Origin of the sequence: Idiomarina sp. OT37-5b, from assembly GCF_002968395.1 — a bacterium.
GTDB lineage: Bacteria > Pseudomonadota > Gammaproteobacteria > Enterobacterales > Alteromonadaceae > Idiomarina > Idiomarina aquatica.
This window is the reverse complement of sequence record NZ_CP027188.1, coordinates 507519-522872: the sequence shown is the minus strand read 5'-3', so window position 1 is coordinate 522872 and position 15354 is coordinate 507519. Positions and strand designations below refer to the sequence as shown.

At 53.8% G+C, this 15354-nt stretch carries 9 protein-coding genes; 3 read left to right on the top strand and 6 right to left on the bottom strand.

Translation table 11 applies throughout. The features are described 5' to 3' along the window. Positions 1-115: 115 nt before the first annotated feature. A complete protein-coding gene (locus tag C5610_RS02450; RefSeq protein WP_105305735.1) occupies positions 116-3058 on the top strand; it encodes a PKD domain-containing protein in 2943 nt (980 codons plus the stop codon). Positions 3059-3711: 653 nt separating this feature from the next. Further along, positions 3712-4488 carry a CsgG/HfaB family protein gene (locus C5610_RS02445; protein WP_105305734.1) on the top strand — a complete coding sequence of 259 codons (777 nt, stop codon included), beginning with the start codon at positions 3712-3714 and terminating at the stop codon, positions 4486-4488. A gap of 328 nt (positions 4489-4816) precedes the next feature. Here C5610_RS02445 and C5610_RS02440 read toward each other — a convergent pair whose 3' ends face one another. Beyond that, positions 4817-5317 (bottom strand): putative porin, encoded by a 501-nt coding sequence (locus tag C5610_RS02440; protein WP_105305733.1) that lies wholly within the window; start codon positions 5315-5317, stop codon positions 4817-4819. Between the two features lie 33 nt (positions 5318-5350). On the opposite strand from C5610_RS02440, the gene C5610_RS02435 reads away from it, so the two are divergent. Beyond that, positions 5351-6031: an REP-associated tyrosine transposase gene (locus C5610_RS02435; RefSeq protein WP_262339976.1), complete on the top strand. Its 681-nt coding sequence runs from the start codon at positions 5351-5353 to the stop codon at positions 6029-6031. Between the two features lie 382 nt (positions 6032-6413). Here C5610_RS02435 and C5610_RS02430 read toward each other — a convergent pair whose 3' ends face one another. From C5610_RS02430 to mltF, 5 genes are all read right to left on the bottom strand, one after another. Then, positions 6414-8141 (bottom strand): DUF5666 domain-containing protein, encoded by a 1728-nt coding sequence (locus C5610_RS02430; RefSeq protein ID WP_105305731.1) that lies wholly within the window; start codon positions 8139-8141, stop codon positions 6414-6416. A gap of 277 nt (positions 8142-8418) precedes the next feature. Continuing rightward, a complete protein-coding gene (purL, locus tag C5610_RS02425; protein ID WP_105305730.1) occupies positions 8419-12390 on the bottom strand; it encodes a phosphoribosylformylglycinamidine synthase in 3972 nt (1323 codons plus the stop codon). Between the two features lie 223 nt (positions 12391-12613). Continuing rightward, positions 12614-13099 carry a transcription/translation regulatory transformer protein RfaH gene (gene rfaH / locus C5610_RS02420; RefSeq protein WP_105305729.1) on the bottom strand — a complete coding sequence of 162 codons (486 nt, stop codon included), beginning with the start codon at positions 13097-13099 and terminating at the stop codon, positions 12614-12616. Between the two features lie 628 nt (positions 13100-13727). Further along, complete coding sequence (locus C5610_RS13675; RefSeq protein ID WP_262339975.1) at positions 13728-13862, bottom strand: hypothetical protein; 135 nt, start codon at positions 13860-13862, stop codon at positions 13728-13730. Between the two features lie 85 nt (positions 13863-13947). Continuing rightward, complete coding sequence (gene mltF / locus C5610_RS02415) at positions 13948-15312, bottom strand: membrane-bound lytic murein transglycosylase MltF (RefSeq protein ID WP_105305728.1); 1365 nt, start codon at positions 15310-15312, stop codon at positions 13948-13950. Between the last annotated feature and the right edge of the window lie 42 nt (positions 15313-15354).

Here is a 15354-nt window from a genome sequence, read left to right as displayed (position 1 = left end):
CACCAATCTCTGATGTAAATCGCGTTTAAATTGTAGGTAATAAGACTCTTTGCAGGCTGCGCAATAAAATGTTTAAATCGTGTTAACAACTCAACATCTCATTTGGTACCTTTGTATGAAATTAAAACCTTTTGCGCTTGCTGCGTTGCTGGCATTGCCTGCGGCAGCTGAAACCCAGTACCCCGATGTTCATTCGATGATGACTCAGGGTAATTTGATTGTCGGTTCTACTCTGAACGTTGCCGGTCAAACGCTTAAAATTGCGGACAGCAGTCTGCCCGAGCGTGGCTTTCTGGTTCTGGAGACACTACGCCAGATAAATGGTAAAAACGCCTACCGCGGTTTTGTCCAACAGGGGCCGGATGTCACTCTGACGGTGTTGCAACATGCCGATGGTTCCATTACGAAGATTTATCAGTCCGACAACGGTTCCGAAATAAAGACAGTGAATGGGGTACGGAAAGAGCCGCTGCAGCCTTCTGTGGATGTTGATTCGACCGCTCGTGCCGAAGGCACGAGGTACGAAGGCGTAGCTGGTACCTCTGGGGTAGCTCGTGCCTCCGGCACGAGTCCCCAACCTCAATTATCCCCCGCTCCGATCGACGACGGGCTTAACAGCGTTGACACACTGGTGTTGTTTGATCCGCGGCTGCCGGCACGGGTTAATATGATTGGCCGTCAGTTCGAAACCGATTTGCAGGGGGCGATGAATCTCACCCAGACCATTTTCAGTAACTCTGAGTTGCCGTTTGAGCACAATCTGGCCGCAACTCACGCGATCAACCTGCCAAGCACCACCGACCGCTACATTAACTCGCCGACCGAGGATATCCTTGATGAACTGGTCGCCAGTGGCGAAGTGCAACGGCTTAAAGACATCTACGACGCTGACGTTGTGCATTACATCGGTATCACCGACCAGGTGTGTGGACAGGCATTTGTTGCCAATGATATCGATTTGAATAACGAATTTAACTCGACCTCGCTGGATTTTCAGGTGGCTTACACCAACTACGGCTGTTTGGGGAACAGTACCTTTGCGCACGAGCTCGGCCACAACTTAGGTCTGTACCACGACCGTTACACCCTGGCCAACAACGAAGACGGTGCCGGCGAGTCGTTTGATAATCATGTTCCTTACGGTTACATCGAGCCCGAAGGCCAGTTTTACACCACCATGGCGTATCAAAGCAGTTGCACCGACGTATTTGCCACCGCTGAATGTGAGTCTGCGCCGATTTATTCCAACCCGGATGTGGTCATCGACGGTGAATCGGCCGGCGCCCCGGCCGAAGTCACCGAATCCGCCGACGCCAGCCGTGGTTTAGCGCTGACGCTACCTTGGGCCGTGGCCTACTCGAGCCTTCAGGATTATACCGGTATGAGCCTGACCCCCGCCGGCGACGGTGGCGGGGTGTTAAGTTTTGCCACCAACGACAACCTTGATTACGTGCTGCTTGACCGCTCCTGTAATGACAACCGCTTTTTCACCGCCGCGCAAATTGCCGACGGCACCGATGCCAGTAGCGGTGTTGCCAGCGGTTCGTTAAGTGACAGCTCAACGCTGCGCGCCTGTGTGCTGGAAGCGACGGACGCCGCCAATTCCGGTTATCGGCCGGTGGCTGAATACCAGGCTAATATTGATCAAAGTGGCTCTCAGCCTGCCTACCTGTTGGTGCAGAATAACAGCCTGTGGGTGTACGACAGCAGTCTGGCGCAAACCATCGACTTTATTGTATCGGACGATACGGTAGCTAACAGCGACATCGCACTGGCGTTGTTTAACGACGCAGCGGGCGGCCGTCCGGCACTGGCCGATGGCATCGCGCAGGCACAACAGTGGTTTGATGTGAGTATCAGTGGTAGCGGTAGCGAGCGTACGGCGACGCTGAATTTTATTAAATCCCCGGCAGAAATCGCGCTGGAACTGGCGGCTGACGACCAGCGTAACCCCTTTCATTTACCCTTGGCGCTGGTCGACACCCGTTACAATGAATACGCCGTAGCGTCCGTTGTTTGGGTGACCGATGACCCAGAACAACCAGGCAAAGGCCTGCCTTATGGCTTTTTCGAAGACGGTGAATTTTTGCTGGACGAACAACCCTACGAAATTTCAGCCTTGCTGAATAACCTTCCGGCGGATGCGACGGTAACGGTTGAGCAGGCCGGCGATATTACTTTACCGAATTTTTCATACACGGTGACCGAAGGTGATACGGCCAATCAACGGGTTATCGAGGTACAAGGTGACCCGGTTAATATTGATGCGAACGGCACCTGGCAGCTGATTGCTCGTTGGGGTGACCGCGCCGACCAGCGTGTTACCTTAACCTTGAGCGGCTACGCCGAAGATGGCAACCGTGTTGAAGACGTGCAAGTGTTGTCGGAGTTGGTTGAAGGGGTTGATATCTTGCTGGAAGTTACCCTCGCCGATCTTGAGGATAACTCATTCTGGGACACCTTGGAGATCCGTCGTTTAGTCCCCGGGGCCGAAGACGTTGTTTACGATACGCCCGAGTCACAGGACGGCAACCGGTTTGTGTTTAACTTGGGGCAACTGGATGCCGATGACTACGAGTTTCAGATAGCGCTGGATTATGTTGACGGTGGCCAGATTGTCTATTCTTTGGATCTAACCGTCGCTGAGGGCGATGGTGGCGGCGGTAGCGTCAACCAGGCACCAACGGTTTCAGTCAGTGCCGACAGCTCGACTGTCGAGGTTGGGGACAGCTTGGTAATAAGTGCTTCAGCTTCCGACCCCGACGGTGACGAATTGACGTACTCCTGGGAGCAGGTTTCCGGTAACGATTTGACCTTATCCGGCACGGATACCGATGAGTTGACCGTAACCGCCAATGAAGAGGGCTCGTACACCGTAGAAGTGACTGTTACCGACCCATCCGGCGCCAGCGATACGGCATCGTTTGAGTTTAGTGCAGAAGCCGCAGCGGTCGAGCCACCACCGGTCACCGAACCGGACAACGGCGGCTCCAGCGGCGGCAGCAGCGGCTGGCTGATTATTTTGCTGGCGTTGTTAGGGCTGCGAAAACGCCTCTAACGTAGCGTGCGCCTTCGGCGCACGTACCCTCAAACATCCAGGAATCATGTCGTGCCAAAGGCACGACGTACCGTGCGCCTTTGGCGCACGTACCCTCAAACATCCAGGAATCATGTCGTGCCAAAGGCACGACGTACCGTGCGCCCTCGGCGCACGCACCTCAAGCATCGAGGAATCAGGTCGTGCCAAAGGCACGACGTAGCGTGCGCCTTTGGCGCACGCACCTCAAGCATCGAGGAATCAGGTCGTGCCAAAGGCACGACGTACCCTGCGCCTTCGGCGCACGTACCCTCAAACATCCAGGAATCATGTCGTGCCAAAGGCACGACGTACCGTGCGCCTTTGGCGCACGTACCCTCAAACATCCAGGAATCATGTCGTGCCAAAGGCACGACGTACCGTGCGCCTTTGGCGCACGCACCTCAAGCATCGAGGAATCAGGTCGTGCCAAAGGCACGACGTAGCGTGCGCCTTCGGCGCACGTTTCCATCCCTCAAGTTCCTAAACTCTTTGTCCTACAACGCAGCTGGAAAACCTTGCTCTCATGAATAAACCTTAATCTCGATTTTTAAATATCCGCAACGTGTGTCTGGGGCACACGTATCAAACACCAAGTCGTGCCATAGGCACGACCTACGAAAAGGTTAAGGTCTATGTTCAAGACAAAAGTCGTCTCTCTAGCAGCAGTCATCACAATCGCCCTATCCGGCTGCGTCAGCACCACCCCAAAGCTCGGCGGTAGCGGTGGCATGACCACCAGTGGCGGCGCCGGCGGCGCATCCGCCAGCGGCGCTAATTCAGAACTCGAGCGCTGCGACGCACCACTGGGTACCCTATCGGTATTTGAGGATACCGAGGACAATTGGTGGCGGGACTATCAAAGCCGTTACCCCAAGCTCGGCTCTACCCTGCCTGTGATTCGACTCATGATCCAGCAATCTAATTGCTTTGTGATTGTCGAACGCGGAAAAGCAATGGCCGCCATGCGCGCCGAAAGAGCATTGATGGACAGCGGCGAGTTGCGCGCCGGCAGTAACTTCGGCAAAGGCCAGTTGGTATCCGCCGACTATACCGTCACCCCGTCAATTCAGTTTTCTGAAAAAGGCACACAAAAGGCAGGCGCCCTGCTCGGCGGCTGGGTAGGTTTAGTCGCCGGGGGACTTTCGGCTAATGAAGCATCAACCACGCTAATGCTGATTGATAACCGCTCCGGTGTGCAGGTTTCAGCCGCGACCGGCAACGCCAAGAACTATGATTTCGGTGGCTTCGCTGGATTCTGGGGGCTGGGATTAGGTGCCGGCGGTTACACGGATACCCCAGAAGGAAAAGTGATTTCCGCCGCGTTCCTGGATTCCTACAACAATATGGTTCGCGCACTGCGCAATTACAAATCTCAGGAAATCGCAGGACCAAGACTCATGGTACAGTAGCGTGCGCCTATGGCGCACGTGTCTCCAGCATCGAGGACATGAAGTCGTGCCAAAGGCACGACGTACCGTGCGCCTTTGGCGCACGCATCTCCAACATCGAGGAAATGCAGTCGTGCCAGAGGCACGACGTACCGTGCGCCTTTGGCGCACGCATCTCCAGCATCGAGGAATCATGTCGTGCCAAAGGCACGACGTACCGTGCGCCTTTGGCGCACGTATCTCCAGCATCGAGGAAATGCAGTCGTGCCAGAGGCACGACGTACCGTGCGCCTTCGGCGCACGTATCTCCAACATCGAGGACATGAGGTCGTGCCAAAGGCACGACGTACTAGAATTTGTAGGTTATACCGACGCGGAACTCGTTGTCGATATCATCAAAGTTGCCACGGAAACCGACATCGGCGGCAAAGTTCTGGTCAAAGTTATAACGCACCGATGCCCCTACTGAAGCATAGCCATCGAGCGCAGTATCGTAACTGGCATCAAACATGGCACTGGCCTGGGTACTCAATGGCAGTTCGGTACCAATACCTGCGTATGCACCGGTGTCGTCGCTGCGACCAAAATCATAATGGCTTACACCGCCACGGATAAATACCGGTGAATTCGTGATCAAATACTGACCACCTGCACGAAGACCGACATCGCCGAGATCAAAAGCTTCTGCTTCAACGACCCAATTGCGATCCAGCTGGCGCGACGCCTTAATAAAAAAGTCTGAATCACCAAAGTCATTGTAACCACCGCTCACATAAGTGCGGTCTTGAGCTTCTGCTGTCGCCGCGATGCTTACGGCCAAAATTGCTGTTAATCCGATTAACTTTTTCATGTTACTGCCTCCTGTGAAATACGTGATCTCAGTATGGCACTTTGGCTGAATTCGGCTAGGGTTGGGGGCGTAAAGGTTTTGCAAAATCACGAGGGCGTATCCCAAGCACGACGTACCGTGCGCCTTGGGCGCACGGATTATGGAATGAATGCAAAGGAGTGTTACATGAAGAATGTGCGGCGATATTTTACAGAAAGCCACTACGCGTTTATTACTGTATCCACCCAAGACCGCCGACATTTATTAACACGTCCGGCGGTCATCGATGCTATCCGAAATGCAGTAAAAACAACGATTAAAAGCCATCCATTTGAAATTCAGGCGTGGGTAGTTTTACCAGACCATATGCACCTGTTAATTGGTGTCAAAGACGCTGGTTTTGATACACGCATAAGAAAGATTAAGTCACTCACGACTCGAGCTCTGCCAGAGTTTAGTTATCTTCGGCAAAGTAATGTCTCAAAACATAAACGTCGTCAGGGCTGTCTTTGGCATAACAGGTTTTATGATCATATGATTCGTAATGAGAAAGAGCTTTATATGTACTCTCTTTATTGCTGTTTTAACCCTGTTAAGCACGGTTATGTTAAAAGGGCGGTAGATTGGCCTTATTCGACGCTCAGGAAAGGTATTGCCAGTGGACGGTACCCTGACAGTTGGCAATATATTGATGAAAGCTGGACGATAGACAACTTCGCCTCTTATGACGAATAGCGAGCGCCTTGGGCGCACGTATCTCAACATCGAGGAAACGAGTCGTGCCAAAGGCACGACGTACCGTGCGCCTTGGGCGCACGTATCTCAACATCGGGGAAAGATGTCGTGCCAAACGCACAACGTACCGTGCGCCTTGGGCGCACGTATCTCAACATCGAGGAAACGAGTCGTGCCAAAGGCACAACGTAGCGAGCGCCTTGGGCGCACGTATCTCCAACATCTAGGAAATAAAGTCGTTCCCAAGGCACGACCTACCGTGCGCCTTGGGCGCACGTATCTCAACATCGAGGAAACGAGTCGTGCCAAAGGCACGACGTACCGTGCGCCTTGGGCGCACGTATCTCAACATCGGGGAAAGATGTCGTGCCAAAGGCACGACCTACAATTCCGCTTCTTGTACTTCGATGTAGGTTTGTTCGCGCCAGACGCCTTCGATTTCGATGATGGAGCCGACTTCGAGGGCGGCGAAAAATTCTTCTAAGGTGGCGCTTTCACCGTCGATTTCCAATTCGCTGTTTGAAGTGAAGCGTAACTCGTGGCCGTTAACGATGACGCTGTCGCCGTCAATGGACTCTACGGAACCTTCAAATTCGGCTTTGCCGCGTTTATCCGCGCCATTGTCGTCATCTTCGTCTTCATCGTCTTCATCGTCTGCTTCGATTTCGACTTCGCGGGCTACCAAGACGTCACCGTCGTAGTCACCTTCGACCTCGACTTCGATGTCGGTTTCAGCGCTGAACAATGCGACAAACTCCTCAACGGTCAGTTCTTCATCGTCACCTTCAAACTCGGTGTTGTCAGCAAATGCGACGCTGATGCCGGCGACGGTCATGCCGTCGACGGTTACATCACTGGCAATGCCTTTGACTTCACCTTCGCGGTCGTCTTCTTCTGCGCGTTTAATTTTTAGCGCCAGATATTCGCCGTCATCGTTGACCACAGCCAATACTTTCAGCCAGTCGTTAACGGCGATGCCGTCAAAATTAAACTGACGTGCGCCCTGACCGGAGGTATCGAGGTAACTGGTGTCTTCGTCAACAACAAAGGTGATGTCGTTAACCACGAAGGTTTGCGCGTCAGCATCGACGGCGGTGACCTGACCTTCGGTCTTCTGGCGTGCTTCCTTAGCAATAAATTCGACTTCTTTGGCGTTTAACTGCTCTCCGTCGTATTCCGCTTCGACTTTTACCCGCACGCCGTTGGTCAGGCGCGAGGCCGGGCCGTCTTCAAATTCGGTGTCGTCGGTTACGGTAAAGGTATAGCGGTTAACCTCAAAGGTACCTGCGGTTTCATCATAGCCGCTGACGATACCGGCAATTTTTACTTCGTCGGCATCATCGATGTCGTCAAATTCACGATCTTTGTTCTCAATTTCGGTCGCTACCAGGGTCTGTGTTTCAGCATCAAACGCTTCACCTTCGACTTTAACGTACAGACCATCTTCCAGATCGTCAGCCGTCATGTCATCAAACTCGGCACTGCTGTAGTCAATGGTCAGTTCGTTGAGCATGAAGGTTTGTGCTGTGGTGTCGAGCGCACTGACGGTGCCTTTAAGCTTCATTTCCGTTTCGTCGTTTTCCAACTCGATACGGGTCGCATAAAAATCGCCGTTGTCATCGATGTAACCACTCACTTCGATGATATCCCCTACCGCCAGGGTATCGGCGTCGGTTTCGTCGAACTCGGTTAAGTCATTAAAGACGACTTGCTGGCCAAGCACTTCAATAATGCCGGCTTCACGGTCAATAAAGCTGACCGGACCTTGCAAATGTTCTTCGTAACGGATATCGGTGGCTTCAGGGTCCTCGCCATTGTTAGAGGAGGAAGCCGCCAGTGAAACAACCATACCGACTTTAAGATCACCTTCTGTTGCCGCCGGATTATTGCCGGTCGCAATGTTGGCGTTCTCTGAGCGATAGCGCTGACCGTTTACATACACACTACCAAACCCGGTTATCACGCCTTCAGTATAAACCGTGGTTGAGCTGCCGCTGTTGTCATCGCCTGGCGGTGGGTTGGACACGTTGTCATCGGATGAATCGGAGCCGCCGCAAGCAGCCAGTGTGGTGGACAGTGCAAGTGCAATGAGTGATTTAGAGAAACGCATGGTAACCTCCCGTGCGAATAATCAAAAAAGTGTAACATAGTATTACCATGAAATTGATTTTTCACAAAGGGGTTTACGGGAAATTTACTTTTATCAACCTACCGTGCGCGTTCGGGTGACACATGATGTCGTGCCAAAGGCACGACGTACCGTGCGCCTTTGGCGCACGTATCCTCAAGCATCGAGGAAAGATGTCGTGCCAGAGGCACGACGTACCGTGCGCCTTTGGCGCACGTATCTCAAGCATCGAGGAAAGGTGTCGTGCCAAAGGCACGACCTACAGCAGGGTCCGGGCGTTGCGGAACAGGCGCATCCATGGGCTGTCTTCGCCCCACTCGTCTGGGTGCCAGCTGTTGGCGACGGTGCGGAATACGCGTTCCGGGTGCGGCATCATGGCGGTGACTCGACCATCGCTGTTGGTCACCGCGGTAATGCCATTCGGGCTGCCGTTCGGGTTACACGGATAGCTTTCCGTGACTTCGCCCCAGTTATTGATGTAGCGCATGGCCACCTGACCGGCATTTTCTAACTGGCTTTGCTGCGCCGCGTTCTTGAACTCGGCGCGGCCTTCACCGTGCGACACCGCAATCGGCATCCGTGAACCGGCCATGCCGCTGAAGAACGCTGAATTGGACTCGGCTACCTCCACCAGGCTGAAACGGGCTTCAAAACGTTCACTGCGGTTGGTGACAAACCGCGGCCAATGATCGGTTCCAGGTATCAGCTCTTTCAACGTGGTCAGCATCTGACAACCGTTACAAACCCCAAGTGCCAGCGTGTCGTTACGTTCAAAGAACGCCTGGAACTGCTCGCGGGCGCGGGCATTGAACAGAATCGACTTCGCCCAGCCTTCACCGGCGCCCAGTACGTCACCGTATGAGAAGCCGCCACAGGCCGCCAGCGCTTGCATATCTTTGAGGTCAACACGGCCAGCGAGAATGTCACTCATGTGCACGTCAATGGCTTCGAAACCGGCACGATCCCAGGCTGCGGCCATCTCATAGTGAGAGTTAACGCCCTGCTCACGTAAAATCGCTACGCGTGGGGCATTGCCCTTACTGATGTATGGCGCCGCAATATCCTCGTGTACATCAAAGGTCAGATCCGCCTGCAAGCCCGGGTTGTCAGCACGTTGCTTGAGCTGGAATTCCTCATCGGCGCAGACCGGATTATCCCGCAGTCGCTGCATCTGATGGGTGGTTTCCGCCCACAGAGTACGGAAATGGGTGCGCGAGCCAGTAAGTACTTGCTTACCGTCGATGGTAAAGCTCAACTCATCTTTCTCGGTTGGCTGACCAATGTTGTGAACCAAATGACCGATGCCGTTGATGTGATACGCCTTCATCACATGCTCAAGTTGTTCGTCGGTAACCTGCAACACTGCACCGAGTTCTTCTGAGAACAGCAACTTCATGGCATCTTCGGTGGTCGAGCCAAAATCACGCCCCAGCGCACGGCCGCCGGCCTTGGCGGCGTCGTCGAGATCAATCTCAACACCGCAATGGCCGGCAAACGCCATTTCGGCCACCGTGGTGAATAAGCCGCCGTCGGAACGGTCGTGATAGGCAAGGATACGACCTTCGCCGATCAGTTCCTGGGTGGTTTCGAAGAAAGCTTTAAATTCGCCCGCGTCATCTAAATCCGGCGTTTCAGTACCGAACTGCTGGAACACCTGTGCCAGCGCCGAGGCGCCTAAACGGTTTTTACCGTTACCTAAGTCCACCAGCAACAAATGGGTCTTGCCTTTATCCAGGCGCAACTGCGGTGTGAGCGTATTACGAATGTCATTGACCCGCGCAAACGCCGTGATCACCAGCGACATCGGTGCGGTTACTGCTTTATCTTCACCGTCTTCCTGCCACTGTGTTTTCATCGACATTGAATCTTTACCGACCGGGATGGTGATGCCTAACGCCGGGCAAAGCTCTTCGCCGACGGCTTTCACGGCTTCATAAAGGCCAGCATCTTCACCGGGGTGGCCGGCTGCCGCCATCCAGTTGGCCGACATTTTCACGCGTTGCAGATGGCCAACATCAGCAGCGGCAAGGTTCGTTAACGCCTCACCCACTGCCATCCGGGCGGATGCGCCGTAGTTCAGCAATGCCAGCGGCGTGCGCTCACCCATCGCCATGGCTTCGCCGTGATAGGTATCGTAGCTTTGTGCGGTAACGGCCACATCAGCCACCGGGATCTGCCACGGACCGACCATTTGGTCACGGTTAACCAGGCCGGTAACGGTGCGGTCACCGATGGTGATTAAGAAGGTTTTCTCGGCAATTGCCGGCAACCGCATCAAACGTTCTGCGGCTTGCTGAGGGCTAATTCCGTCCAGTGTCAGCGCTTCGCCCTCGGCTTTTTTGCTTTGCACGTCGCGATGCATTTTCGGTGGCTTACCGAGCAACACGTCCAGCGGCAGATCGATCGGCTGGTTATGGAATTTAGCGTCGTTGAGCAAAATGGTCAGCTCTTCGGTGGCCTCGCCAATAACGGCGTATTCCGCGCGTTCGCGGGCACAGATGTCTTCAAAGCGCTGCAGATTTTCCGGCGCAATCGCCATCACATAACGTTCCTGCGACTCGTTACACCAGATTTCCAACGGCGTCATACCCGGTTCGTCGTTCGGAATGTCACGCAGTTCAAACTTGCCGCCACGGCCGCCATCGCTGACCAGTTCCGGCATGGCGTTGGATAAACCACCGGCACCAACGTCATGAATAAAGGCGATGGGGTTGTCCGCACCGAGCTGCCAGCAGCGGTCGATGACTTCCTGGCAGCGACGTTCCATTTCCGGGTTGTCACGCTGCACCGAAGCGAAATCGAGATCCTCGGTTGATTCACCGCTGGCCATCGATGAGGCAGCACCGCCGCCCAGGCCGATGTTCATCGCTGGACCACCCAATACCACCAGTTTGGCTCCGACCGGGATGTCGCCCTTTTGCACGTGCGCTTCGCGAATATTACCCAAACCGCCGGCGATCATGATCGGTTTATGATAGCCGCGCATCTCACGGCCATTATGGCTGTTGACGGTCTGTTCAAAGGTGCGGAAGTAACCGGTCAGTGCCGGACGACCAAATTCGTTGTTAAATGCCGCACCACCCAGCGGACCTTCCAGCATAATGTCCAGCGCGGTAACGATGCGCGCCGGTTTGCCGTAGTTTTCTTCCCACGGCTGCTTGAAGCCCGGGATGTTCAGATTAGAAACACTGAAACCGACCAATCCGGCTTTAGGTTTGGAGCCGACACCGGTAGCGCCTTCGTCACGAATCTCACCGCCGGAGCCCGTTGCTGCCCCCGGATACGGCGAAATGGCCGTCGGGTGGTTGTGGGTTTCGACTTTCATCAGAATGTGGATGGGTTCGTGGTTGTACGAGTAGGTCGCGCCTTCTCCGCGACTTGTCGTGCCAAAGGCACGACCTACTGGGGTTGGGTAAAAACGGCCGGCGTCGAACCCTTCCATCACGGCGCCGTTATCTTTGTACGCCGACAATACGTAATCCGGAGTTACTTCATAGGTGTTTTTGATCATTTTAAACAACGACTTCGGCTGTTCGACACCGTCGATGGTCCAGTCGGCGTTAAAAATTTTGTGTCGGCAATGCTCTGAGTTGGCCTGCGCGAACATGTACAACTCGATGTCGTTCGGGTTGCGGTTGAGTTTTTTAAAGTTTTCAACCAGATAATCAATTTCGTCGTCGGCCAGCGCCAAGCCCAGGCTGATGTTGGCGTCAGCCAGTGCCGCGCGGCCGCCGGCCAGGATGTCTACGCTGGACAATGGTTTTGGCTCATGCTTCTCGAATAACTTTTCCGCGTCCTGTTCGTGATACAACACGGACTCGGTCATACGGTCATACAACAGCGCAGCGGCCTGTTTTTGCTCTTCGCCGGATAAATCCCCCTCGAGGAAATAGGCAATACCACGCTCGATACGATGGACGTTCTTCAAGTCGCAGTTATGCGCGATATCGGTCGCTTTAGATGCCCAAGGGCTGATGGTACCCAGACGAGGGGTAACCAATAGATAGTTGCAACCATCCTCGTGGGACTGTGCCTCGCCGGCATCCGGGCCGTAAGTTAAGAGTTTTGTGAGGGTATCGCGCTGGGCGTCTGAGAGCGGTGAGTGTAGATTTACGAAGTGTCGGTATTCGGCGTAGAGCCCTTTGACCGGCAACCCCGCCTGCTTTAACTGTTCGAGTTTCTTGGTAATTTTAAAGGCGGATAATGCCGGTGCACCACGAAAGATTTCCACTTTGCTGTCTCCAAACGCTGGGGAATTTTTGCGTGCGAAGTATACAGTAAAGCATGGATTAATGGAATTCCTAGAGCCTTCGGCTGGTTTGGGCTCGCTTTGCTCGCGGTGTAGCTTGCTGCCTTCGGCGCAAGGGTTTGGGGGCTTCGCCCGTTAAACCGCGAAGCCTAAACCGGCGCAGCCCTATCCCGCGCGAAGCGCCCGGATCGCGAGCAAAGCGAGCCTAGAGAGCAAGTTCGCTGTAACTAAAGGTCGCGGTAACTTCTTTTTGCATCCACTCAAGCATGACGAAACAGCGTGATTCGCCGTCGAGTTTAATGACCTTTGCCAGGAAGCCTTTGAAGGGGCCGGATTTTATTTCGACCTTGTCGCCAACCTTGGGTGCCAGCGTATCTTCGCCTTTATCCAATTGCTTGAGCTGCTGGATAAATTCGTCGGGTATTTGCGGAATATTGTCGCCAAAACGCAGTACTGAGGCGACGCCGTAGGTGCTGCGCAGTTTGTAAAATTGCTCGATGAGGTTGTCGGGGTGCACGAAAAGATAGCCCGGGAACATGGGTTCGAGGACTCTTTGGCGCACGCCACGGCGGATTTTTTCCACCATTAATTGCGGGCAATAGGCTTCAAAACCCTGGTTTTCAAGGTTTTGTACTGCCCGGACTTCCTGTCTGGGTTTGCTTTTTAAAACGTACCAAGCGTCGTTATCCATAACTCATCCACCCTCGTTTATTGTGTTTTTTACCGCTAAGTTTTTTCACCGCGGAGAGCACTGAGAACGCGGAGAAAATACTTTTAATGGAAAACCCATTTGTTCAGGTTTTGTTTTTGGAATGGGCTTTGTGCCCATCAGCAACACCAACAATTATATCATCCGTGAGCTTTGGTGTTTTAACCTTAAAAAACTCTGTGCTCTCTGCGCCCTCTGCGGTGAACACAGTGTTTTTTCACCGCGGAGAGCGCTGAGGACCGCGGAGAAACCCTTTTTACCCGAAACCCATTTGTTCAGGTTTTGGTTTTGGAATGGGCTTTGTGCCCATCACCAACACCAGCAATTATATCATCCGTGAGCTTTGGTGTTTTAACCTTAAAAAAACTCTGTGCTCTCTGCGCCCTCTGCGGTGAACACGGTGTTTTTTCACCGCGGAGAGCGCTGAGGACCGCGGAGAAACCCTTCTTACCCGAAACCCGATTGTTCGAGTTTGGTTTTGGAATGGGCTTTGTGCCCATCAGTAACACCACCAATTATATCATCCGTGAGCTTTGGTGTTTTAACCTTAAAAAAAACTCTGTGCTCTCTGCGCCCTCTGCGGTGAACCGCTTGTCTCTGCGCTCTAGCCTCAATCGATTTTTGGATTGCCGCCTTTTTGCACGATGCGGAACCATTTTTCGCGGCGTTCGGTGATGCGTTTACGGCGTTTACGGATGACCGCGCGGCGGCGTGCGTCATTTGCGGTTTTACGGATTCGGCGCATGGTTGGCTCCTACGTGTGGGTTCGGGGGTATTGTGCCTTAACTTGCGCCAAAGGCGCAAGCTACTCCGCCAAAGGCGCGGGTGCGTTATAAGCGTCCTTGTTCGTCGAGCCACTTTAACGTGTCATAAAAACGGCGGATATTGCCAACATAGGTGACTGGCTCGTCGCCGCGGGCGAAGCCAAATTTGGTCTGGCGGTAGAACTCCTTCTTGCGCAGCAGCGGTAACCGCTGCTTAACGTCCAGCCAACGATCGGGGTTACCGCCTTGACGTTCCGTCAGTACCCGCGCGTCCTCGAGGTGTCCAAAGCCAATGTTATAAGCGGCCAATGCAAACCAGGTGCGATCTGGTTCGGGTATGCGTGCCGGAATGCGCCGCATCATCCGCTCCAGATAACGGGCTCCGCCACGAATGCTTTGCTCGGCATTAAGACGGCTTTTCACCCCCATCGCCTTGGCTGTCGGCAAGGTCAGCATCATCATCCCCCTCACCCCGGTTGGCGATACCGCCCGTGGATTCCATAACGACTCCTGATAAGAAATCGCGGCTAATAGCCGCCAGTCCAGTGTGCCGGCATGCTCTTTAAATACATCAATATACTTAGGTAGCGTGGTTTTTACCGCCTCAATGAACAGGCTGGTGGTGACGTAGTTAAATTGTTTGACGTGGCCAAAGTGGCGCTCTTTGATATAGGCTAGGCGCCCACTGCTGCGAATTTCACCAAAATACTGAATAACAGCGCTGTACAGTGAGTCATCCGTCGTTTGCGCCAGGGCCCAGGCGACCGGCTGATCGTGTTTAAGGGTAAAGGCGACACTCAAACCGGGGTAAGCACGGCGTTGCACTTCCAATTGGTTGCTGTCAGCAATGGTGTAGTCGATTTCTTCGCGGGCCACCATACGAAGTAATTCCACCGCATCGTGGTCACGGGTCGCGCGCCATTGCAAACCGGGAATACTCTCGCCCAGTGCCTTTAGGTATTCATGGTGTGAGCTGCCTTCGACAACCACAATCTCACCGTCGGTGACTTGCTGTAAATCCCGCGGGCGCTGGCGGGAGCCTTGTTTAAACACCAGTTTCTGGCTGATGATGTCATACGGAGGGCCAAAGCGGTACAGCGTAGCGCGTGCTGAGGTTCGGTCAAGACCGGCAGCAATGATGTCAACGTCACCACGTCGTAACATCGTGAACAGGTCATTCACATCAAAGCGCGGCACCATCTGCAGCTCAACACCTAACCGATCGGCGAAGCGCTTGGCTAGGTCATACTCAAAACCTTGCTCGCGATCGTGATCAAAATAGTAGCTGGTCGGATTCATCAATGTACCGACCCGCAACACCTGACGTTCTTTAACGACCGTCAGCTTGTCGGGGACCTGCTGGGGCTTGCAGGCGACCAGCGTCACCACACATAAGAGCCACAGAACAACACGCACAAATAGACTTGGCATTCGCTTCCTATTAATGAACTGACAGGGTCATTTTAAGGCGGT

Excerpts from the sequence above, each read along its gene's own strand:
- C5610_RS02430 (WP_105305731.1), bottom strand. The coding sequence starts at position 8,141 with ATGCGTTTCTCTAAATCACTCATTGCACTTGCACTGTCCACCACACTG.
- C5610_RS02445 (WP_105305734.1), top strand. The coding sequence starts at position 3,712 with ATGTTCAAGACAAAAGTCGTCTCTCTAGCAGCAGTCATCACAATCGCC.
- C5610_RS13675 (WP_262339975.1), bottom strand. The coding sequence starts at position 13,862 with ATGCGCCGAATCCGTAAAACCGCAAATGACGCACGCCGCCGCGCGGTC.
- C5610_RS02450 (WP_105305735.1), top strand. The coding sequence starts at position 116 with ATGAAATTAAAACCTTTTGCGCTTGCTGCGTTGCTGGCATTGCCTGCG.
- C5610_RS02440 (WP_105305733.1), bottom strand. The coding sequence starts at position 5,317 with ATGAAAAAGTTAATCGGATTAACAGCAATTTTGGCCGTAAGCATCGCG.
- mltF (WP_105305728.1), bottom strand. The coding sequence starts at position 15,312 with ATGCCAAGTCTATTTGTGCGTGTTGTTCTGTGGCTCTTATGTGTGGTG.
- C5610_RS02435 (WP_262339976.1), top strand. The coding sequence starts at position 5,351 with ATGGCACTTTGGCTGAATTCGGCTAGGGTTGGGGGCGTAAAGGTTTTG.
- rfaH (WP_105305729.1), bottom strand. The coding sequence starts at position 13,099 with ATGGATAACGACGCTTGGTACGTTTTAAAAAGCAAACCCAGACAGGAA.